General features: G+C 59.2%; 18 protein-coding genes. 15 read left to right on the forward strand and 3 right to left on the reverse strand.

The window, feature by feature from the left end; all coding sequences use genetic code 11:
• The first annotated feature begins 5 nt into the window (after nucleotides 1–5).
• The 3 genes from PMI27_RS21930 to PMI27_RS21920 all read left to right on the forward strand — a co-directional run bounded on the left by PMI27_RS21930 (nucleotide 6) and on the right by PMI27_RS21920 (nucleotide 2,937).
• A complete protein-coding gene (locus tag PMI27_RS21930) occupies nucleotides 6–1,118 on the forward strand; it encodes a succinylglutamate desuccinylase/aspartoacylase family protein (RefSeq protein WP_008155355.1) in 1,113 nt (370 codons plus the stop codon).
• 18 nt (nucleotides 1,119–1,136) lie between these two features.
• Complete coding sequence (locus PMI27_RS21925) at nucleotides 1,137–1,901, forward strand: ABC transporter ATP-binding protein (protein WP_008155353.1); 765 nt, start codon at nucleotides 1,137–1,139, stop codon at nucleotides 1,899–1,901.
• A gap of 115 nt (nucleotides 1,902–2,016) precedes the next feature.
• Entirely contained in the window at nucleotides 2,017–2,937 is a 921-nt protein-coding gene (locus PMI27_RS21920) for a MurR/RpiR family transcriptional regulator (protein WP_008155351.1), read from the forward strand.
• Between the two features lie 12 nt (nucleotides 2,938–2,949).
• Here the strand turns inward: PMI27_RS21920 and PMI27_RS21915 are convergent, their stop codons facing one another.
• A complete protein-coding gene (locus PMI27_RS21915) occupies nucleotides 2,950–3,873 on the reverse strand; it encodes a helix-turn-helix domain-containing protein (protein WP_008155350.1) in 924 nt (307 codons plus the stop codon).
• Between the two features lie 161 nt (nucleotides 3,874–4,034).
• Here PMI27_RS21915 and PMI27_RS21910 point away from each other — a divergent pair, with 161 nt between their 5' ends.
• The 7 genes from PMI27_RS21910 to PMI27_RS21880 all read left to right on the forward strand — a co-directional run bounded on the left by PMI27_RS21910 (nucleotide 4,035) and on the right by PMI27_RS21880 (nucleotide 11,633).
• Nucleotides 4,035–5,393 (forward strand): glutamine synthetase family protein, encoded by a 1,359-nt coding sequence (locus PMI27_RS21910; RefSeq protein WP_033053302.1) that lies wholly within the window; start codon nucleotides 4,035–4,037, stop codon nucleotides 5,391–5,393.
• Between the two features lie 164 nt (nucleotides 5,394–5,557).
• On the forward strand, nucleotides 5,558–6,646 hold the full coding sequence (locus PMI27_RS21905; RefSeq protein WP_008155346.1) for a polyamine ABC transporter substrate-binding protein: 1,089 nt from the start codon (nucleotides 5,558–5,560) through the stop codon (nucleotides 6,644–6,646).
• A complete protein-coding gene (locus PMI27_RS21900) occupies nucleotides 6,643–7,944 on the forward strand; it encodes an NAD(P)/FAD-dependent oxidoreductase (RefSeq protein WP_008155344.1) in 1,302 nt (433 codons plus the stop codon). Before PMI27_RS21905 ends, PMI27_RS21900 begins: the two co-directional genes overlap by 4 nt.
• Before the next feature lie 225 nt (nucleotides 7,945–8,169).
• Nucleotides 8,170–8,766 carry a paraquat-inducible protein A gene (locus PMI27_RS21895; protein WP_008155343.1) on the forward strand — a complete coding sequence of 199 codons (597 nt, stop codon included), beginning with the start codon at nucleotides 8,170–8,172 and terminating at the stop codon, nucleotides 8,764–8,766.
• Nucleotides 8,763–9,419, forward strand: coding sequence for a paraquat-inducible protein A (locus PMI27_RS21890; RefSeq protein WP_008155341.1), 657 nt, complete (start codon nucleotides 8,763–8,765; stop codon nucleotides 9,417–9,419). The genes PMI27_RS21895 and PMI27_RS21890 overlap by 4 nt, the downstream gene beginning before the upstream one ends.
• Nucleotides 9,400–11,055, forward strand: a complete 1,656-nt coding sequence (locus tag PMI27_RS21885; RefSeq protein WP_008155339.1) for a PqiB family protein — start codon at nucleotides 9,400–9,402, stop codon at nucleotides 11,053–11,055. The genes PMI27_RS21890 and PMI27_RS21885 overlap by 20 nt, the downstream gene beginning before the upstream one ends.
• 17 nt (nucleotides 11,056–11,072) lie before the next feature.
• A complete protein-coding gene (locus tag PMI27_RS21880; protein WP_008155338.1) occupies nucleotides 11,073–11,633 on the forward strand; it encodes a PqiC family protein in 561 nt (186 codons plus the stop codon).
• Here the strand turns inward: PMI27_RS21880 and PMI27_RS21875 are convergent.
• A complete protein-coding gene (locus PMI27_RS21875) occupies nucleotides 11,584–12,912 on the reverse strand; it encodes a sensor histidine kinase (RefSeq protein WP_008155336.1) in 1,329 nt (442 codons plus the stop codon). The two genes, PMI27_RS21880 and PMI27_RS21875, sit on opposite strands and share 50 nt — an antisense overlap.
• 259 nt (nucleotides 12,913–13,171) lie before the next feature.
• Here PMI27_RS21875 and PMI27_RS21870 point away from each other — a divergent pair, with 259 nt between their 5' ends.
• The 5 genes from PMI27_RS21870 (at nucleotide 13,172) to PMI27_RS21850 (ending at nucleotide 19,691) form a co-directional block, all read left to right on the forward strand.
• A complete protein-coding gene (locus tag PMI27_RS21870) occupies nucleotides 13,172–13,885 on the forward strand; it encodes a histidine phosphatase family protein (protein ID WP_008155333.1) in 714 nt (237 codons plus the stop codon).
• A 182-nt stretch (nucleotides 13,886–14,067) separates the two neighbouring features.
• The gene (gene arnT / locus PMI27_RS21865) at nucleotides 14,068–15,789 is read left to right on the forward strand and encodes a lipid IV(A) 4-amino-4-deoxy-L-arabinosyltransferase (RefSeq protein ID WP_008155331.1); all 1,722 of its coding nucleotides are present in this window, start codon (nucleotides 14,068–14,070) and stop codon (nucleotides 15,787–15,789) included.
• 219 nt (nucleotides 15,790–16,008) lie between these two features.
• Nucleotides 16,009–17,022, forward strand: a complete 1,014-nt coding sequence (locus PMI27_RS21860) for an iron ABC transporter substrate-binding protein (protein WP_008155329.1) — start codon at nucleotides 16,009–16,011, stop codon at nucleotides 17,020–17,022.
• A 3-nt stretch (nucleotides 17,023–17,025) separates the two neighbouring features.
• Nucleotides 17,026–18,624 carry an ABC transporter permease gene (locus PMI27_RS21855; protein ID WP_008155327.1) on the forward strand — a complete coding sequence of 533 codons (1,599 nt, stop codon included), beginning with the start codon at nucleotides 17,026–17,028 and terminating at the stop codon, nucleotides 18,622–18,624.
• On the forward strand, nucleotides 18,621–19,691 hold the full coding sequence (locus PMI27_RS21850) for an ABC transporter ATP-binding protein (protein WP_008155326.1): 1,071 nt from the start codon (nucleotides 18,621–18,623) through the stop codon (nucleotides 19,689–19,691). The genes PMI27_RS21855 and PMI27_RS21850 overlap by 4 nt, the downstream gene beginning before the upstream one ends.
• Before the next feature lie 10 nt (nucleotides 19,692–19,701).
• Here the strand turns inward: PMI27_RS21850 and PMI27_RS21845 are convergent, their stop codons facing one another.
• Nucleotides 19,702–20,640, reverse strand: a complete 939-nt coding sequence (locus tag PMI27_RS21845; RefSeq protein WP_008155324.1) for a site-specific integrase — start codon at nucleotides 20,638–20,640, stop codon at nucleotides 19,702–19,704.
• Nucleotides 20,641–20,859: the final 219 nt, after the last annotated feature.

Here is a 20,859-nt window from a genome sequence, read left to right on the forward strand (position 1 = left end):
CTGTTATGGAGCACATTGAATACCTGCTGCCGTGGAGTGCTTCGGGCACTGAACGACGCCTGTCACTGTTTCGTTTTGGCAGCGGGCCGCGCAAGGCCTACATTCAGGCGTCCCTGCACGCCGACGAGTTGCCGGGGATGCGCGTGGCGGTTGAACTCAAACGACGTCTGCGGGTACTGGAAGAACAAGGTCGCCTGAACGGCGTGATCGAGTTAGTGCCGATGGCCAATCCGATTGGCATCGCGCAGATGTTCCAGGCCACCCATCAGGGGCGCTTCGAGTTTTCCAGCGGGAAGAATTTCAATCGGGATTTCCCGGAGCTAACCGAAGCCGTGGCGGCGCTGGTGAAAGACCACCTGGGCGACAATGCCGACGTCAACACTGCACAGATCCGTCGGGCCATGGCCGATGTCCTCGCCGACATGCCACCACCGATGTCGGAACTCGATGGCTTGCGCCGCCTGTTGCTGCAACATGCCTGTAACGCCGATGTGGTGCTGGACCTGCACTGCGATTTCGAGTCGATCATGCTGCTTTACGCCATGCCGCAAAACTGGCCGCGATTGCGTTCGTTGGCCGCTCGACTCGGTGCCGGCGCAGCATTGCTGGCCGAGGGTGCGGGCGGCAGTGCCTTCGATGAAGCCTGTGCGATCCCTTGGTTGCGCTTGGCTGAGCTGTTTCCTGAAGCCGATATTCCGCTGGCCTGCGTGGCCACCACCATCGAGTTGCGCGGCATGGCCGACACCGAACGCGAACAATGTGTCGATAGCGCCGAGGCCATTCTGGGCTATCTCGCCGAGCAAGGCCTGATCAGCGGTGACTGGCCAGCAGCGCCACCGACCTGTTGTGAAGCGACGCCATTCGCCGGCGCGCAGTACGCCTATGCGCCGCACCCGGGGGTGGTGAGTTTTCTGCAACCGCTGGGTGCCCGGGTCAGGGTCGGCGATCCGCTGTTCGAAGTGCTGGATCCGCTGACCGATCGCCACAGTATCGTGCGCGCCAGCACCGACGGCACCCTCTATGCCCGAGAACGCCTGCGCTTTGCCCAGCCCGGTTTGTGGCTGGCCAAAGTCGCCGGCACCCGTCTTATTCGCCAGGGTCGCTTGCTCAGCGACTGACTCCAGAGAGTGAACAGCATGTACAAACTTGAAATCCAGAACCTGCACAAAAGCTACGGCAGCCACGAAGTGCTCAAGGGCGTGTCCCTGGAGGCGAAGGCCGGTGATGTGATCAGCCTCATTGGCTCCAGCGGCTCGGGCAAAAGCACCTTCTTGCGCTGCATCAACCTGCTGGAGCAGCCCAACGCCGGCAACATCGTGCTCAACGGCGAACAATTGAAACTGGTAACCAACAAACTCGGCGGGCTCAAGGCCGCCGAACCCAAGCAGCTACAACGCATGCGTTCGCGGCTGTCGATGGTGTTTCAGCACTTCAACCTGTGGTCGCACATGAGCGCCCTTGAAAACGTCATGGAAGCCCCGGTGCATGTGCTTGGCATGGGCAAGAAAGAGGCCCGGGAAAAGGCCGAGCACTATCTGAACAAAGTCGGCGTGGCGCACCGCATGGACGCCTGGCCAGCCCATATGTCCGGCGGCGAGCAGCAGCGTGTGGCGATTGCCCGCGCGTTGGCCATGGAGCCGGAAGTGATGTTGTTCGATGAGCCGACCTCGGCACTCGATCCCGAACTGGTCGGCGAAGTGCTCAAAGTCATGCAGGACCTCGCCCTCGAAGGTCGCACCATGGTGGTCGTGACCCACGAAATGGGCTTTGCCCGCGAGGTTTCCAATCAACTGGTGTTCCTGCACAAGGGGCAAGTCGAAGAACGTGGCGACCCGCGCGAAGTGCTGGTCAACCCGCAGTCCGAACGCCTCCAGCAGTTTCTTGCCGGGAGCTTGAAGTAATCCGCCCAGCTTAATTGACTGGCATTACCGACTCTTGGCAGCGCTGCACACCGAGGGTCGGCTTCGGATACACTCCCGCGAGCTTTATCAACCTTCAGGAAATGTTGAGCCGGATATGCCGACCCCATCGAACAACACCACGGTCTATGCCGCACCGGTTATGCGCAAACTGGCGGAGATCGTTGGCGATTTGCAGCCATCCCTGCGCAAGGTGGCGGACTTTATCCTGCGTCACCCGCTGAGGGCCGCGACGCTGACCATCGAGGAAATGGCCCACGAAACATCCACCTCGCCAGCCGCGGTCAACCGCTTGGCCAAGGCCCTGAACCTGGGCGGCTACACCGGCATGAAAGCCGAACTCGTGGCGACGTTGCAGCAGATGGTGTCGCCGGTCGACAAACTGCGCAACGAACTGGCACATCGTCCTGGCGGCGCGTTTGGCCTGCATGAGCAAATCCAGAGCGCCAGCAGCAACCTCGCGACGGCCGCGACCAACAACCATGCAGACACCTTTGAAGCGTTCGTGACCCGCCTGACCCAGGCTCGCAAAATCTACATCCTGGGTTTTGGAAACAGCGTGTACTTCGCCGGCCTCGCTGCCTCGACGCTGATGCCCTTCTGCGCCGACGCCACCGCCATTAGCATGGAGGGCGGCAACGAAAACGCCGCTTACCGTCTGGCCGCGATTACCGATCAGGATGTGTTGCTGGCGATCTCCCTGCCGCGCTATTCCCTCGACACCCTGCAACTCGCCCGTTTCGCCAATGAGCGGGGAGCCTCGGTGCTGGCAATCACCGATTCACCCGCCTCGCCGCTCACCAGCATTGCCGAACACGTGTTGTTTGCTCCCGCCGACCATCCGGTATTGACCAGTTCCAACATCGCGGTGCTCGCCTTGATCGAAGGCCTGGTGGCGGGCGTGATGGCGCGCAATAAAGAGGCCGTGAAACTGGCGACCGAACTGACCGAAAGCGTGATGGCTTACCTGCACATGCCGGGTAACAGCAAATCGGCGAAAGCCACAAAGCCGCGCTGACGTAACCCCGACTTACCCGCGACCCGTTGCGCCACAGGGTTTGCGGGCGAGCGTCTGACTGGGAAGTTCGTTGAACAACGCGCGATAACTGCTGGAAAATCGCCCTAAATGCCAGAACGACCAGTGCATCGCCACTTCGGCAACGGTGGTGTCCATCGCTGTGCGACTGAGCAATTCGCGGCGTGCGCTGTTGAGTCGACGCAAGCGCAGCCAATGGGTCGGGGTCATCCCGGTATAAGCCTTGAACGCATGCTGCAACTGACGCAGTGAAACCCCGGAGACCTGCGAAAGCTCCAGCAGGTTCAGGGTGTCTTCCGGGGCATCAGCAGCCCACTCACCGATGCGTTTCATCACTGCACGCTCTTCGGCGCGGCGCTGTAAACCGCCGCGATCAAGGCAAACACACGCGTTGTCGAGGATGTACAGGCAGTCTTCGAGCAACTGCTGAGTCAACGCCTCCTTGCTCGGTGGATCGAGGGTTTGCGCCAGTCGGGTCAACGTCCCGCTGAGCCAGCGACTGAACAATGCGTTCTGTCCCGAGTTCAGCGGCGCCATGAACAGGCCTTCGAGCCTGGCCACGTTCAAACCGTGACGCTGCACAAACTCCGGACCGAACACCACGGCGATTTCCTGATAGTTCTCCGGGGTGATCCAGATGTTGCGGCTTTCGCCATTCAACACGTACAGCGCGTTGTCGCTGCGATCGAAACAGAACGCCAGCGAACCTTCGGGCGCGCTGAAATTCTGCTCGACGCGGGTGTTCATCTGTTCCTCGTAAATCTCCACGCCTTGCAGGTCCAGATAGCGCACGCGCCCGGCGAAATGCCCCGGTGACATTTGCTGGTAATGCTGCACCCAACCCGGTGTGGCGCGGATTTGCTCGGCGACATCGGCGGTGTCGAACGCTTGGACTTGCAGGGGATTGCACGTTGTCATGGGTGACCTTACGCACTCGTTTGGTGCGTTTTGGTGCTGCTGAAAGTGGATAGATGGAACGTCAAGGCTCGCCCAAGATAGTCGTCAACGCGCCACAGGGGAAGTGTGTGATGGATGAAACCAGCCTCCCCGGCGTTAATAAAACCAATAACGAGGTCTTTATGAATGTCCCTTTCGATCAGCTGCTCACGTGGCTGAAAGATCACAAGATTACCGAAGTCGAGTGTGTGGTCAGCGACTTGACCGGCATCGCACGCGGCAAAATTGCACCCACCAACAAGTTCCTGCATGAGCGAGGCATGCGCCTGCCGGAAAGTGTGCTTTTGCAAACGGTAACCGGGGACTTTGTCGACGACGACATCTACTACGACCTGCTCGACCCGGCCGACATCGACATGGTGTGCAAGCCCGTCTCCGACGCGGTGTACGTGATCCCATGGGCCATCGAGCCCACTGCCATCGTGATTCACGACACCTTCGACAAGTTCGGCAACCCGATCGAGCTGTCACCGCGCAACGTGCTGAAAAAAGTCCTGCAGCTGTACACCGACAAAGGCTGGCGGCCGATTGTCGCGCCGGAAATGGAGTTCTACCTGACCCAGCGCTGCGAAGACCCGGACTTGCCGCTCAAGGCGCCGCTGGGTCGTTCGGGCCGTGCGGAAAGTGGTCGTCAGTCATTTTCCATCGACGCCGCCAACGAATTCGATCCGCTGTTTGAAGACGTGTACGACTGGTGTGAACTTCAGGGGCTGGACCTCGATACCCTGATCCACGAAGACGGCCCGGCGCAGATGGAAATCAACTTCCGTCATGGCGACGCACTGGATCTGGCCGACCAGATCACCGTATTCAAGCGCACCCTGCGCGAAGCGGCGCTCAAGCACAACGTCACCGCGACCTTCATGGCCAAACCGATTGGCGATGAGCCCGGCAGCGCCATGCATATCCACCAGAGCGTGGTGGACATCGCCACCGGCCAGCCGATCTTTGCCGATGCCGACGGAAAAATGAGCGAGCTGTTCCTGCACCACATCGGCGGCCTGCAAAAGTACATCCCCAAAGTGCTGCCGATGTTCGCGCCGAACGTCAATTCGTTCCGCCGCTTCCTGCCGGACACGTCGGCACCGGTGAACGTCGAATGGGGCGAAGAAAACCGTACCGTTGGCCTGCGTGTGCCGACCTCCACGCCGGACGCGATGCGCGTGGAAAACCGTTTGCCGGGCGCCGACGCCAACCCTTATCTGGCGATCGCTGCGAGTCTGTTGTGTGGGTATTTGGGGATGGTCGAGCGCATCGAACCGAGCGCTGCGGTGCAAGGTCGTGCCTATGAGCGCCGCAATCTGCGCCTGCCGATCACCATCGAAGACGCTCTGACGCAAATGGAAGAGTGCGACACCGTTTCGCGTTATCTGGGCAGCAAATTCGTTCGCGGTTATGTGGCGGTGAAGCGAGCGGAACACGAGAACTTCAAACGGGTGATCAGCTCGTGGGAGCGAGAGTTCCTGCTGCTTAGCGTCTGAGATCTGCGCTGCCTGTGAGGGCCTCATCGTCGGAACGCCGCCCGGAGCCGGCTCGCTCCCACATTTGAAATGCGTACCCCTGTGGGAGCGAGCCTGCTCGCGATGACGGCCGCCAGAACACCAAAGAAACGCCTGAAAAATCCAACAACTACAAGAGGTGTCGAATGCGTCTATTGAAATCCATGGTACCGGTCGCGCTGGCCGTGTTGTTCAGCGCCGTTGCGCAAGCTCAGCCAACGGTCAGCGTCTACAACTGGACCGATTACATCGGCGAGACCACTCTCGTCGATTTCCAGGCGAAAAGCGGGATCAAGGTGATCTACGACGTGTTCGATTCCAACGAAACCCTGGAGGGCAAACTGCTCGCCGGCCGCACCGGGTATGACGTGGTGGTGCCGTCCAACCACTTCCTCGCTCGCCAGGTGAAAGCCGGCGCGTTCCTGAAGCTCGATCGTTCGCAGCTGCCCAACTTCAAGAACCTCGACCCGAAACTGCTGGCGTTGCTGGAGAAAAACGATCCGGGCAACGAACACTCGGTTCCGTACCTGTGGGGCACCAATGGCATCGGCTACAACGTCGACAAGGTCAAGCAAGTGCTGGGCATTGACCGCATCGATTCCTGGGCGGTGTTTTTCGAACCGGAGAACCTGAAGAAACTCAGCCAGTGCGGCGTGTCGATGATGGATTCGGCGGATGAAGTGTTCCCGGCCGTTCTCAATTACATGGGCATGGACCCGCGCAGCGAAAACCCTGAAGACTTCAAAAAAGCGGAAGCCAAGCTGCTGACCATCCGCCCTTACATCACCTATTTCCACTCCTCCAAGTACGTTTCGGACCTGGCCAACGGCGACATCTGCGTGGCGTTCGGTTACTCGGGTGACGTGTTCCAGGCCGCCAACCGGGCTAAGGAAGCCAAGAACGGCGTGAATATCGCCTACGCGATTCCCAAGGAAGGCAGTAACTTGTGGTTCGACCTGTTGGCGGTTCCCGCAGACGCCAGCAACCAGAAAGAGGCGCATGCTTTCATCAATTACCTGCTCGATCCGCAAGTGATTGCCAAGGTCAGTGCGTCGGTCGGTTACGCCAACCCGAACCCGGCGTCCAAGCAAGACATGGACCCAGAGCTGGTCAACAACCCTGAGGTTTACCCACCCCAGGCAGTCCTCGACAAGCTCTACATTTCCACCACCCCGCCCCAGGCAATCATGCGTTTGATGACCCGTTCCTGGAGCAAAGTGAAGTCCAACCAATGAACCAGTACAGCAACGAACATGCTCGTTCCTATTACGCGGCGTCAGCCAATGGAACGGCGCCCTACCCTACATTGGCCGAGGACCTTGAAGCCGACGTCTGTGTGATCGGCGGCGGCTTTACCGGCGTTAACACCGCGATCGAACTGGCGCAACGCGGGCTCTCGGTGATTCTGCTGGAGGGCCGGCGAATTGGCTGGGGCGCCAGCGGACGTAACGGCGGTCAGTTGATTCGCGGCATCGGCCATGACGTCAGCGGTTTTGCCCATCATGTCGGTGAAGAAGGTGTGCGCTACCTTGAGCGTGCGGGCGTCGAGTCGGTAGCGTTGGTGGGCAACCGCATTCGTGAACACGGGATTGATTGCGACCTGCGCTGGGGGTTCTGCGAACTGGCCAATACTAAAGCGCAGTTCGCGGCGTTCAAGGCTGAGCAGCAAGGCCTTGCGGAATCGGGTTACGCCCACGAAACCCGACTCGTCGGGCCGGAGCAGATCCGTCAGCAGGTGGTGAACTCCGGCGTGTATGCCGGTGGTCTCGTCGACATGGGCTCGGGTCACTTGCACCCGCTCAATCTGGTCCTTGGCGAAGCGCTATTGGCGCAATCCTTAGGGGTGCGGATCTTCGAGCAAAGCCCGGTGCTGGAGTTGATCCATGGCAGCACCGTGCAGGTTCGCTGTGCCGGCGGCACGGTGCGCGCCGGCAGTCTGGTGCTGGCGTGCAACGCTCACCTGGAAGAGCTCGAACCGAAACTGAGCGGCAAGGTGCTTCCGGCGGGCAGCTACATCATCGCCACCGAGCCGTTGACGCCCGAACAGGCAGCGCAATTGATCCCGCAGAACCTGGCGCTCTGCGACCAGAAAGTCGGCCTGGATTACTACCGGCTCTCGGCGGACCGACGCTTGCTGTTCGGCGGCGCCTGTCATTATTCCGGGCGTGATCCTGCGGACATCGAAGCTTACATGCGCCCGCACATGCTCAAGGTCTTCCCGCAACTGGCCAACGTGCGCATCGACTATCAATGGGGCGGCAAGATTGGCATTTCCGCCAATCGCTTCCCTCAGGTCGGGCGCTTGAGCCAGCATCCGAACGTGTTCTACGCCCAGGGATACTCCGGTCACGGCCTGAACGTGACCCACTGGTGCGCAAAGCTGTTGGGTGAAGCGATCCACGTCGGACACAGTCAGGGCTTTGACGTGTTCAGCGCCGTGCCGCACATGACCTTTCCCGGTGGGCCGATGCTGCGCTCTCCACTGCTGGCCCTCGGCATGTTCTGGTATCGATTGCGCGAAATACTCGGCTAGAAATCAACGTTGCTGACCCACCGCTATCGCGGGCAAGCCCGCTCCCACAAGGATCATCGTCGTTCACACATGTTGTGATCGGTGAAGATCATGTGGGAGCGGGCTTGCCCGCGATTAACGATGACACGGTCTATCAGGCATTTGGCCTTTAGATTTGCTCAATCGCTAGGCGCTTCTATATTGAGGGAGTGCTCTGACTTCCTTGCGTCCTGGCGAGTGCAGCCTATGGCTACGACTGACCCACTGATCATCTGCGAGCACTGCGACTGCGTGTATGAAAAAGTCACGCTCGCCAAACATCAAAAAACCCTCTGTACACGCTGTGGCGGTGTGCTTCAGCGCTATAACGGCCTGACGGTGGAACAACGTCTGGCGTTGACCTTCACCGCGTTGATGCTGTGGATTTTCGCCAACTTCTATCCCGTCATGAGTATCAGCCTCAAAGGCCTTAAAAACAGCGCAACGCTCTGGGATTCGGTGCTGGCCCTGAGTCTGGGGCCGATCACTTTCATCGCCATGGTGGCGGCGATCTCAATGATCATCGCGCCGATTTTCCAGCTGGTGCTGCTTATCTGGGTCCTGAGCTTCGCCCTCGGCCACCAGCGCTCGCCCGGTTTCAAGTTCTGCATGCGCTGGCTGGAAACCCTCAGGCCCTGGAGCATGCTGGAGGTCTGTCTGCTGGGGGCGATGGTTGCGGTCATCAAACTCGCCGGATTGCTGGATGTGCTGCCCGGCATCGGCCTGTTTGCCCTGGCCATTCTCAGTCTGATGATGATCCGCATCGCCGGGCGCGACATCCGTGATCTATGGGACATCTTATGAACAGGCCCCCGGTGGCGAGTGAGCTCAACCTGTGCCTGTGTCATAGCTGCGGCCTGGCCTGTGACATGACCGATGAACCTCACGAATGCACACGGTGCGGCGCACCGCTGCATCGGCGCAAAACCAACTCACTGGCCCGGACCTGGGCCTACATGTTCACTGCCCTGGCGTTTTACGTCCCGGCTAATCTGCTGCCAGTGATGAACACCAAGATGGTCGGCAACGGAGCCGATAGCACGATCATGAGCGGTGTAATTGAGTTCTGGCAGCACGGCGCCTGGGACATTGCCCTGATTATTTTCATTGCCAGCATCGCGGTGCCGGGCATCAAGTTCGTCGCCCTGACGATGTTACTGGTGACCGTCCAGCGCGACAGCCAATGGGCGAGCAAGCAGCGGTCAACGCTGTACCGTTTCGTCGAGCTCATCGGTTACTGGTCGATGCTCGATGTGATCGTGGTCGCCCTGGTGGCCTCACTGGTGAAGTTTCAAGCCCTGGCCGATATTGAACCGCGCCCGGGCATTCTGTTTTTTGGCCTGGTGGTGGTGTTCACCATGCTGTCGGCAATGAGTTTCGACCCACGCCTGATCTGGGATAAAGAAGAGCGGGATAACCCAAACGAGGAGGTCATGGATGAAGTCGCAAATCACTGACGGGCCGCAAGCCCCCGGTCAGGCCCCGGTCAAGACCCGCCGCTTCAACGTTTCACTGGTGTGGATCGTGCCGATTGTCGCGGTGCTGGTGGGGATTTCCCTGGTCGTGCACACCATGATGCAGGAAGGTCCGACTATTACCGTCACGTTCAAAACCGGTAGCGGCCTGACGGCCAACAAAACCGAAGTCAAATACCGCAACGTGGTGATCGGCCATGTCTCGGACGTGGAGCTGAACAACGATCAGAAGAGCGTCAACGCCACCATCAAACTGTCCAAGCAGGCGGAAAGTTTCACCCGCGAAGACTCGCAATTCTGGGTCGTGCGTCCGCGTATTGGCGCTGGCGGGGTGTCGGGGATCGATACCCTGCTGTCCGGGGACTACATTGGCGCCGACATCGGCCAGGCCAACGCGCGTGCAAAAAACTTTATCGGCCTGGAAAACCCGCCACCGATTACCTATGGCGAGCCGGGCAAGCGCTTCACCCTGAACACCCAGGACCTCGGTTCGCTGGATATTGGCTCTCCGGTTTACTACCGCAAGATTCCGGTGGGGCAAGTGGTGGCCTATGGCCTGGACGCCGACGGTAAAGGGGTCAACATCGAAGTGTTCATCCACTCGCCCAACGATGCCTACGTCACTGAAAATACCCGGTTCTGGAACGCCAGCGGAATCGACGTGAACGTCGGCGCCAACGGCTTTTCGCTGAAAACCGAATCGCTGTCATCGATCCTGGTGGGCGGCATCGCCTTCCGCGCTCCGGATTACAGCCCCAATGATCAACCGGCTAAAGAAGACAAAGCCTTCGACCTGTTCGAAGACCAGCTAACCGCCCTCGCCCCGCCCAGCGGCAAGGGGCAATTCCTGACCTTGCGTTTCGATCAAGCCTTGCGCGGGCTCAAGGTCGGTGCGCCGGTGGAGTTCCTGGGCATGGAGTTCGGCAGAGTCGTGGCGGTCAATCTGGATTTCGACCCGAAAAAGCGCAGTTTCCCGGTCAATGTCGGGATCATGATCTACCCGCAACGACTCGGCCAGGCCCACACCAAAATGCTCGAGGTGTTGAAGCATGACCCCAACGACGAAGCCGCTGGCGTACGTTTGATGGGCAGCTTCATCGAAAACGGTCTGCGGGCCCAGGCCCGGAGCGGAAACCTGTTGACCGGTCAGCTCTACATTGCGCTCGACTTCTACCCCAAAGCAGACAAAGTCGTGTTCGACCCAACCGCCCGTCCAGTCTCTATCCCGACCATTCCGGGCAGCCTCGAGCAGTTGCAGGAAAAACTCGAGGGCATGGTCAACAAGATCAACCAGCTGCCCATCGAGCGCATTGCCGGCAACCTCGACAGCAACCTCGTCGAACTGCGCAAAGGCCTGGCGCAATTCAACGCCAAGACCCTGCCCGGCGTGCAGACCACCCTGGCGGACGTCAGTAAAACCCTGCAATCGGCCAGTTCGACCTTGGCCGAAGACTCGCCGCAACGCGAACAATTAGGTCAGACCCTGGACGAACTCGGGCGCATGTCGCGCTCCTTGCGTGAACTCTCGGATTACCTGGGACGGCATCCGGAATCGCTGATTCGCGGCCGCCCCGACAATGCCGCGCCGATGGACCTGCAGGGGCCACCACGCAAATGACCACAGGAGCATCACCCATGGCTTTTTCGTTAAAGATCACCTTGGTCAGCGCATTGTTTTTGCTCACGGCTTGCCGCAGCGAGCCGATTCAATTCCACACCCTGACCCCGGCCCAACCGAGCGGCAACTCAAGGACCAGCACTGCGGATATCCAGATCGAGGCCCTCAGCGTCCCGCCCCAGGTCGACCGTCCGCAGATCGTTATTCGCCAGGGCACCAGCGGCCTGGCGATCCTCGAAACCCAATGGTGGGGGGCGAGCCTGTCGGATGAATTGCGCACGGCCCTGGTCGATCAACTGGTCAACAGCAATCCCCAGCGCAGGGTGTCGGTGCGGCTGGACGTGCAACGCTTTGATTCGATCCCCGGCCAATACGCGCTGATTGACGTCAAATGGCGCCTGCGCAATCTTGGCGAACGCGATAACACGCTGGTCACTTGCCGCAGCACGTTGCAGACACCGTCAGGGCCTTCCATCGATGAACTGGTGATCGCCCAACAGAACAACGTCAAACGCCTGGCCGCGTTGATCAATCAGGCCGCTGCCGGTACATCAAGGGGTTGTCCGGCGGCGCAGTAAGCGCCGACCTCCCGTCAGTCAAGTCAACCGTGAAGCAACATCCGTTTGGCTGGCGGCTGGTGAGTTCCACTCGCCAATTCTGATGGGTGCAAATACGCTGGATCAACGAAAGGCCCAGGCCCAGCCCTTCGCCACGTTGCTCATCACCGCGCACGAACGGTTGAAACATTGCATGACGTTTTTCTTCCGCAATGCCTATGCCACTGTCTTCGACACTGAAACCGTGCTCGCGCAACGTCAGCCGAATGAAACCCTGATCGGTGTAGTGCCAGGCGTTACGCAACAAGTTACCCATGACCGATTGCAGGAACGTCAGGTTATGGCGATCCGTTGAAACGTGTTCGACGACGTAAATAAACTCGATGTCCTTTTCCCTGATCAGCGACCTCCAGACATCCACCAGCGCGTCGGCGATGTCCTTCAGGGTGGCACTCGCACTTGAACCGCAATCCTCCCGCGCGCGCGCCAACATCAAAAACGTCTCGACCAATTGGCGCATTTCATGACTGGCACGGGCGATTCGCTGAACCTGCGCCATGGAACGGTGGTCCAGCGAGGGATTGCCGAGTAGCAGTTCACAGGAGCTGGCCAGCACCATCAACGGCGTACGCAGTTCGTGACTAACATCGCTGGTAAAGAGTTTTTCCCGTCCCAGTGCTGCGCGCAAACGGCCCAGCGTCTGATCGAAGGAAAGCGCCAGTTCACCCACTTCGTCCGTTGCATAATCGGGATGTAGCGGTGGTGCCAGCTCCAGCAGTTGATCGCGATGCCGCACCTGACGCGCCAGACGAATCACAGGTGCGAGGACGCGCCGGGCCAGCAACCGGCCCATCAAAATCGCCAGCAAGACACTCAAGAAAACCCCGACAACCACCACCAGGAACAGCACATGTTCCCGTCGTTCGAGGCTTCGTTGGTCGCGCAACAAAACGTATTTTCGATCACCCACCAGGTTCACCATGGCGTAGTACTTCGACCCCCCGTAGAGAATCTCCTGAAACCCCGGGGGCAGCGCCTCCAGCACCGAGTTCAGGGCCATGGGGGCCTTGGCTCCCTGGGCGAAAAACAGTTCATCTTTCTCGGGTTGATGGGTCCAGTTATCGGGGTTGTCCATCAACAGGAGGCGGTGCAGCCCTCCTCCCAGGGTCGTGGCCGTGAGCCTTCGTTCCACCACATGGACAGTCGCCACAATGCCAAACGCAAAAATACCCGCGACCAGCGCGCTCATCAGGGCGAATACGATGACAATCCGTTTCGTCAGGCTTTGCTTTAAATCCATTCTGTTGCCGGGCTCCATTGTCGGGGTCTATTGCCGCAGAACCGGGGCTAAAACCAACATCAGCCCACAGGCAAGGTACATAAGAGAAACGTTTGCAACAATGCACTAATAATTAACTGCGCAACCCTCTCGCAAAACTTTCACATTTCTTTCACTCCTCAGGCACCTGACACCTTTTAGTTTGTCGTCGATTGCATCTTGACAACAAAAATAGCCAATCAGCTTCAGCATCTGATTGGAAGAAGCGCATTGAAAGTTGATGTTTATCGCGTACTCAGGGGTAAAAACATACGTGCCTAATTTACTATCGCGCAAGTTTCCGCAAAAACCAACGTGGCTATCGCGGCTGTTCGGGCTCACGGGGTTGATCGTGGTGTTGGTCATAATTGCCGGGGTAACCGGTTTTGCCTTCTGGCCAAGATCTCCGGTCAACGTGGTCACTGCCGGAGCCGCAACTAAAGCGGACCTGCTCCAGCGCTGGCAAGCCGGTGAGGTCGTCGCGCTGGTACGCCATACCGAGCGATGCGACCGATCCACGAACCCATGCCTGGGCCCGGCTGACGGCATCACCCAAGCCGGCAGCGTTGCGGCCGCGGCGGTGGGCCAGGGTTTCCTGCGCCTGGGGCTGTCGCAGACCGACGTCCTGAGTAGTCCGGTTACCCGTACAGTGCAAACCTCACACTATATGCTCGGCAAAGACGCGATGACTCAGGACTGGCTGTCGATCTGCGGCAAGACCCTGCGTAACGATGTGGTGGCGCACAAGGTGGCCCATCGCAATCTGGTGTTGGTCACTCACAGTGGTTGTATTCACGAATTTGAAGCGCAGACCGGTTTCAAACACGTGAAGAAAAGTGAATATGGCAGTTCGTTGTTCGTGAGCATTAGTGCGGATGGAAAACTTCAAGTGCTCGGGATCGTCAATGCCAATGACTGGGATTCGCTGTTGAGCGAAAAACAGGTGAACCCATAATCCTGCGAGCGCAGTCGAATACAGTATTTGAGAATAAATCGCTTTAACTTAAAACATTCAAAACCCCCGTTGAGCCAACTTCCAAGTTCAGGTCGCGGTTGCGTCATGACATTGAAGAAGTTGCACTCTTGCTGCATCGTGTCACGCGCCCGTTCATTTAAAAACTTTGACAAGGTTTAGTCATGACACCCGATAACCTGCTTCCCCGTTCTGCTGGCCGTTTGTCCCGAGCAGACTCCTCAGCCCGGTCGATCGCCGAGCGCTGGATGGTTCCGGGATTGCTGCTGGTCTTCCTGGTCTTTTATCTCCTGCCGCTGGTGACCCATGGTTTATGGACGCCTGATGAAACCCGTTATGGCCAGATCAGTCAGGAAATGCTGTTAAGCGGTAACTGGGTCGCTCCGCATTTCATGGGGATTCGTTATTTCGAGAAGCCGATTGCCGGTTACTGGATGATCGCCATCGGTCAGGCTGTATTTGGCGACACCCTGTTTGGGGTGCGTATCGCCTCGGCATTGAGCACCGGGCTGAGTATCTGGCTAACCTACCTGATTGCCCGTCGCCTCTGGAACGACCCGCGCAAAAGCTTCGCCTGCGCACTGCTGTACATGAGCTTCGGGTTGATCGCTGGTCAGGCCGGATACGCCAACCTCGATCCGCAATTCACGTTATGGGTCAACCTGAGTCTGGTTGCGCTGTGGTTTGCCATCGATAGCCAGGTTTCACGCGCCCGACTCGGCGCTTGGGCGCTGTTGGGCGTTGCCTGCGGTATGGGTTTCATGACCAAGGGTTTTCTTGCCTGGTTGTTGCCCGTGTTGATCGCCCTGCCCTGGATGCTCTGGCAACGACGCTTGGGTGAGTTGTTACGTTACGGGCCGCTGGCGGTCGTCGTGGCCGCTGTGGTCTGCCTGCCGTGGGTACTCGCGATCCACCATCAGGAACCGGACTTCTGGCGTTTTTTCTTCTGGAACGAACACATTCGCCGTTTTGCTGCCGATGATGCGCAGCACGCTCGTCCCTGGTGGTTCTACGTGCCGCTAATGGTCGTGTCGAGCCTGCCTTGGGCCGCCTTGCTGCCAGTGACATTCGTCCAGGCCTGGCAGCACAAACGCCAGCCGGCGATCTGCTTTCTGTTGCTCTGGCTGCTATTGCCACTGGGGTTCTTCAGCCTGAGCAGCGGCAAGCTGCCGACCTATATCATGCCGTGCCTTTTACCCCTGGCGTTACTGATGGGCCATGCTCTGACCGAGTTGCTGAACAAGGCGCGCAGCCGGGCGATTCGTATCAACGGTGTGATCAATGTCGTCATTGCGACCACAGCCCTGATCGTTCTGCTTTATCTGCAGACCACCAAAGAGCTCTACGAAAACACGGAAATGTTCAGCCTGTCGCTGGTGTTTTTCGTGCTGCTTGGCTGGATCATCGCTAACGCGTTGCAAGTCTTGCGTCCATTGATGTTCTGGGCCATGCCGGCCCTGGGCATCTGGCTGCTGGTCGCCTTGCTACCGGCGGCGATGCCCGGCCAGATCGTCGATAGCAAGATGCCCGATCAGTTCATTGCCGAGCACCTGGATGCCTTGAGCCAGACGACCTCGCTGCTGAGTAACGATTTGGGTGCGGCAGCGGCCTTGTCGTGGCGCCTGAAGCGGCCGCAGATCGCACTTTACAACACCGTCGGCGAGCTGAAGTACGGCCTCGAAGATCCTGCGATGGAATCGAGAAAAGTGACCATGGAGAATGTCGCTCAGTGGATGACCGAGGCCCGCAAAAAAGGCTCGGTCGGCGTGGTGATGCGGGTCAACAGTGTCCAGGAAGAACAAGAAGTCGAGTTGTTGCCCATCGATGGCAAGCGTTATGAGCGCGGTAACCTGCACATTCTGATCTTCGCGCAGCGCCAACCCTGACAAAATACCGGGCTCGCGAGTGACTGTCTCGGTCCCCGAGTCCACACGCCAAATGACAGGAATTAACGATTAAATTGACGTTTTTTTCTCATTTCAGGCACTACATTCGCCGCGTCTCAAACATGCAAATGATTCCTATTGATCTACACTCATCGACGACCTACCTCGTCGACGATGTCGAATCTGCGCGCACTATTAAAAAACAGGAGCTGCCGACGCATGAATGCCCATTTCCCCTCTTTCCTGAAAACCGCACTGCTGGCCACCGCTCTGCTGAGCGCCGGCCACGTGTATGCCGCGGATGCCGATGGCATCGTGGTCTACAACGCGCAGCACGAAAGCCTGACCAAATCCTGGATCGAGGGCTTTACCAAGGAAACCGGGATCAAGGTCACCGTTCGCAATGGTGACGACACCGAGATGGGCAATCAGATCGTGCAGGAAGGCGCTGCCTCCCCAGCCGATGTGTTCCTGACCGAAAACTCCCCGGCCATGGTGCTGGTCGACAACGCGGGGCTGTTTGCGCCAGTTGCGCCGGCCACCCTGGAACAGGTCGGCAGTGCTTACCGCCCGGCCCATGGTAAATGGGTAGGGATCGCCGCGCGCTCCACGGTGTTTGTCTATAACCCGAGCAAACTGCCCGAAGCCGAGCTGCCCAAGTCGCTGATGGACCTCGCCGGCCCGAACTGGAAAGGTCGCTGGGGCGCTTCACCGGCCGGTGCCGACTTCCAGGCCATCGTCGCCGCCGTGCTGGAACTCAAAGGTGAAGCCGCCACCCTGGAATGGCTGAAAGGGATGAAAACCAACTACACGGCCTATCGTGGCAACAGCGCCGTGCTCAAAGCCGTCAACGCCGGGCAGATCGACAGCGGCGTGATCTATCACTACTACAGCTTCGGCGACCAGGCCAAGACCGGCGAAAACAGCAAGAACACCGCCCTGCTCTACTTCAAGCACAAGGATCCGGGCGCGTTTGTCAGTGTCTCCGGTGGCGGCGTGCTGGCATCCAGCAAACACAAGGAACAAGCCCAGGCGTTCCTCAAATGGATCACCGGCAAAGATGGCCAGGCCATCCTCAAAACGGGTAAATCGTTCGAATACGCCGTGGGCAAGAACGCTGAATCCAATCCAAAACTGGTGCCTTTGCAGCAACTCGACGCGCCGACAGTCGATGCTTCAAAACTCGACAGTAAAAAAGCCGTGGAGCTGATGACTCAGGCGGGACTGCTCTAATTGATGCCTGAAACCTTGCCAGCGGGTGTCGCCGAGGCGATACCCGCGAATTTGCGACGACGATCCCGCGGCCTCTTCGCGGGACGTGGTGGCGCGTGGGTGATCAGTTTGTCGGTGCTGGTTTCGCTGCTGTCGCTGCTGCCGATTGCCTTCGTCATCGGCGTATCGTTTCAGACAGGCTGGGCGACCCTTGTGCCGCTGGTATTCCGGCCGCGGGTCGCTGAATTATTGATCAACACCGTTTTACTGGTGGTGATCACGATTCCGTTGTGCGTCACGCTAGGCCTGTGTCTGGCCTGGCTGACAGAGCGCACCAACCTGCCGGGGCGGCGCTGGTGGTCGTTGTTGGCAACCGCGCCGCTGGCGGTGCCGGCGTTCGTCCACAGTTATGCGTGGGTCAGTCTGGTCCCGCCGATTCACGGGCTGTTTGCCGGGGTTCTGGTCTCGGTCATCGCCTACTTCCCGTTCCTGTACTTGCCGATTGCTGCGACCCTGCGCAGGCTCGATCCGGCCATCGAAGACGTTGCCGAATCGCTGGGGCTCAAGCCTTGGGCGATCTTCTTCCGTGTGGTGCTGCCGCAATTGCGCTTGGCCATCTGCGGCGGCGCGTTACTGGTGGGCCTGCACCTGCTGGCCGAATATGGCCTGTACGCGATGATCCGTTTCGACACCTTCACCACGGCCATCTTCGATCAGTTCAAATCCACCTTCAACGGCCCCGCCGCCCACATGCTGGCCAGCGTGCTCGCCCTGTGTTGCCTGGTGATGCTGACCGCAGAATCGGCCGCTCGCGGCACGGCGCGTTACGCCAGGGTCGGGTCGGGAAGCGCTCGCGAACAGCGGGTGGTGCGCCTTAAACCCGTAACCACCCTCCTCGCCCTAAGCGTACAGATTGCGACCTGCGCGCTGGCGCTGGGCGTGCCACTCGTGACGTTAGGTAACTGGCTGATCGCCGGCGGTACGCAGGTCTGGCAGATGGACGAACTTCTGCCGGCGCTGGAACAGACGTTGCTGCTCGGCGTTGCGGGTGCCGCCCTGACCACCTGCGCTGCCATCCCGATTGCCTGGCTGTCGATTCGCTCTCCGGGCCGGTTGCAACGAGTACTGGAAAGCTGCAACTACATCACCAGTTCGTTGCCCGGAATCGTCGTGGCCCTGGCATTGGTGACCGTCACCATCCATTTCGCCCGGCCGATTTACCAGACGACTGTCACGGTGTTGCTGGCGTACCTGCTGATGTTTTTGCCCCGCGCCCTGGTGAGTTTGCGCGCCGGTATCGCACAGGCGCCGGTGGAACTGGAAAACATGGCCCGCAGCCTCGGCCGCTCCCCTGCCCGGGCTTTGTGGCTGATCACCCTGCGTCTGGCCGCGCCCGGCGCTGCCGCAGGCGCCGCACTGGTGTTTCTGGCGATCACCAATGAGTTGACCGCCACCCTGCTGCTCGCCCCCAACGGCACACGCACCCTGGCCACCGGATTCTGGGCCATGACCAGCGAAATCGACTACGCCGCCGCTGCGCCCTACGCCTTGCTGATGATCCTGCTGTCGCTTCCGTTAACCGGACTTCTTTATCACCAATCCAAACGAACGGCTGGCCGATGAACGCTCTTGAACTCCATTCCATTTCCAAGGCCTACGGCGCCCATCAAGCGCTGGAGAACATCAACCTGTCGGTGCCAACGGGCAGCCGAACGGTCATCGTCGGCCCGTCCGGCTCAGGGAAAACCACGCTGTTGCGGATGATCGCCGGCTTCGAGTTCCCGGACACGGGCCGTCTTTCACTCAATGGCCAAACGCTCGTCGATGAGACACACGAGGTTCCGGCGCATCAGCGCCTGATTGGCTATGTTCCTCAGGACGGCGCCCTGTTCCCGCACATGACCGTGGCCGCGAACATCGGTTTCGGGCTTTCGATCAAGGGCGGCGCAAAACAGGAGCGAGTCGCGGAGTTGATGGACAGCGTGGCGCTGGATGCGAACATGGCCAACCGTTGGCCCCATGAGCTCTCCGGCGGCCAGCAACAACGTGTGGCGCTGGCGCGGGCGTTGGCGCAACAGCCGCGCTTGATGCTGCTGGACGAGCCGTTTTCGGCCCTCGACACCGGGCTTCGTGGCGCCATGCGCAAAATGGTCGCACGGCTGCTGAGCGACGCCGGCGTGACCACCATTCTGGTCACCCATGACCAGAGTGAAGCCTTGTCGTTTGCCGATCAGCTGGCGGTGATGCGCGACGGCCGGCTGGTGCAGTCGGGCCATCCGCTGGACCTTTACCGCTACCCCGAGGATGAACAAACCGCGCTGTTTCTGGGGGATGCCATCGTCATGCCCGCCAGAATCGAAGCCGGCTGGGCCCATTGCGATCTCGGTCGGATACCGGTGAACAACCACCGGGCCAACAAATCGGCGCAGATCATGCTGCGTCCCGAACAACTGCAACTCGTCAGCATTCAGCCCAGCCCGACCACGGCTGCCGGGTGTCGCGCCGTCGTGACCGAGCGGGATTTCAGTGGTAATTCCTGCACGTTGACGGTGGAACTGGAGGCTTTGGCGTCCGGGCAACAGCCTGGTCGATCATTAATGGTGCGCAGTTCGGGCCTGTACGCACCACCCGCCGGCAGTGCAGTTCACGTCTCGACAATCGGCCATGCCCACGTACTGAGCGAATCGTGAACCCCGCCCATCAAAGATCGAACCGGTCCACAGCCCGACGCCGCTCGTTGTCATCGCGCACATCGTAGTTGGCCGTGGTCTGGATGTTGCTGTGATGGGCGAGTTTCTGGGCGATCGACAAGTCGTACTCCTCAATCACTCGGGTTATGAACGAACGTCGAAAATCATGCGGCATGATTTTCACCCCGACCTGCGCGCCCCGCTGTCGGGCGATGTAATAGATCGCATGTTTGGTGATGCGCTCGCGGGTGATGTGACTGCCGCGGCGGATGCGGTTGAACAGGAACGAATCGTCCGTTTCACCCTCCTTCAGTAACGAGCGCCGCAACTCCAGCCAGTCATTGAGTTTGGCGAACGCCCAGGCCGGTGCGTACTTGATCAGTTGCTTGTTGCCCTTGGCGGTCACACGAAGGCTGCGCTCGGTGAAATCGACCTGGTTCAGGTCCAGGTTCACCGATTCCGATTTGCGCATGCCCGAGCCATACAAAATCCCGATAATCGCCGCATCCCTCAACCCTTGTGGCCGTGGATCGGCAGCGCAGACTGCCATCAATTCCTGGATCAGCGTGCGCCTGAGGTTGCGCCCCTGGGACAATCGCGTGCCGGCAATCCCCTTGACCGAGCGCATTTTCAGCAAGTGTTCCTGACTGATCAGGCTCATGCGCCACGCCTCGTTCATCACCCCGCGCACCGCGTTGACGTACAGCGAAGAGGTGTTCGGCGCGTAGCCGTCGGTGCGCAAGGTCGCCACCAGTGCGATGACATCTTCCGGTTGCAGGTTGTGCCAGGGAATCTCCTCGACGTTCATGTCTTCGAAGCCCAGCCGGTCAGCGGCGTCCTGCAACACATAACGCATGGTCAGTTGGCTGGAAGGCGCCAGACGTGCCAGGTACAGGGTCAGCGGATTGGTCTTTGAAGGGATTGAATCGGTAGCGGGTAAGTCAATCAAACGAAACGGCCTTAATGTGGAAACAGTTCATTAAACAACTAAGGATTGAAACATCCTTCATGTAAAGCGGGCCATTTCTGTAGGACTTTCTACTAGAAATCTCGATGAACGGCACAAGCCTGAACAGTGGCTGTATGACATACAGATAAACGATTCGCCGACCGGGTTTTCATGTTCCTTTCACAAAATCGGGAATAACCTCAATGAATCCGGAATGAC

Origin of the sequence: Pseudomonas sp. GM41(2012) (genome assembly GCF_000282315.2) — a bacterium.
Taxonomy (GTDB): Bacteria; Pseudomonadota; Gammaproteobacteria; order Pseudomonadales; family Pseudomonadaceae; genus Aquipseudomonas.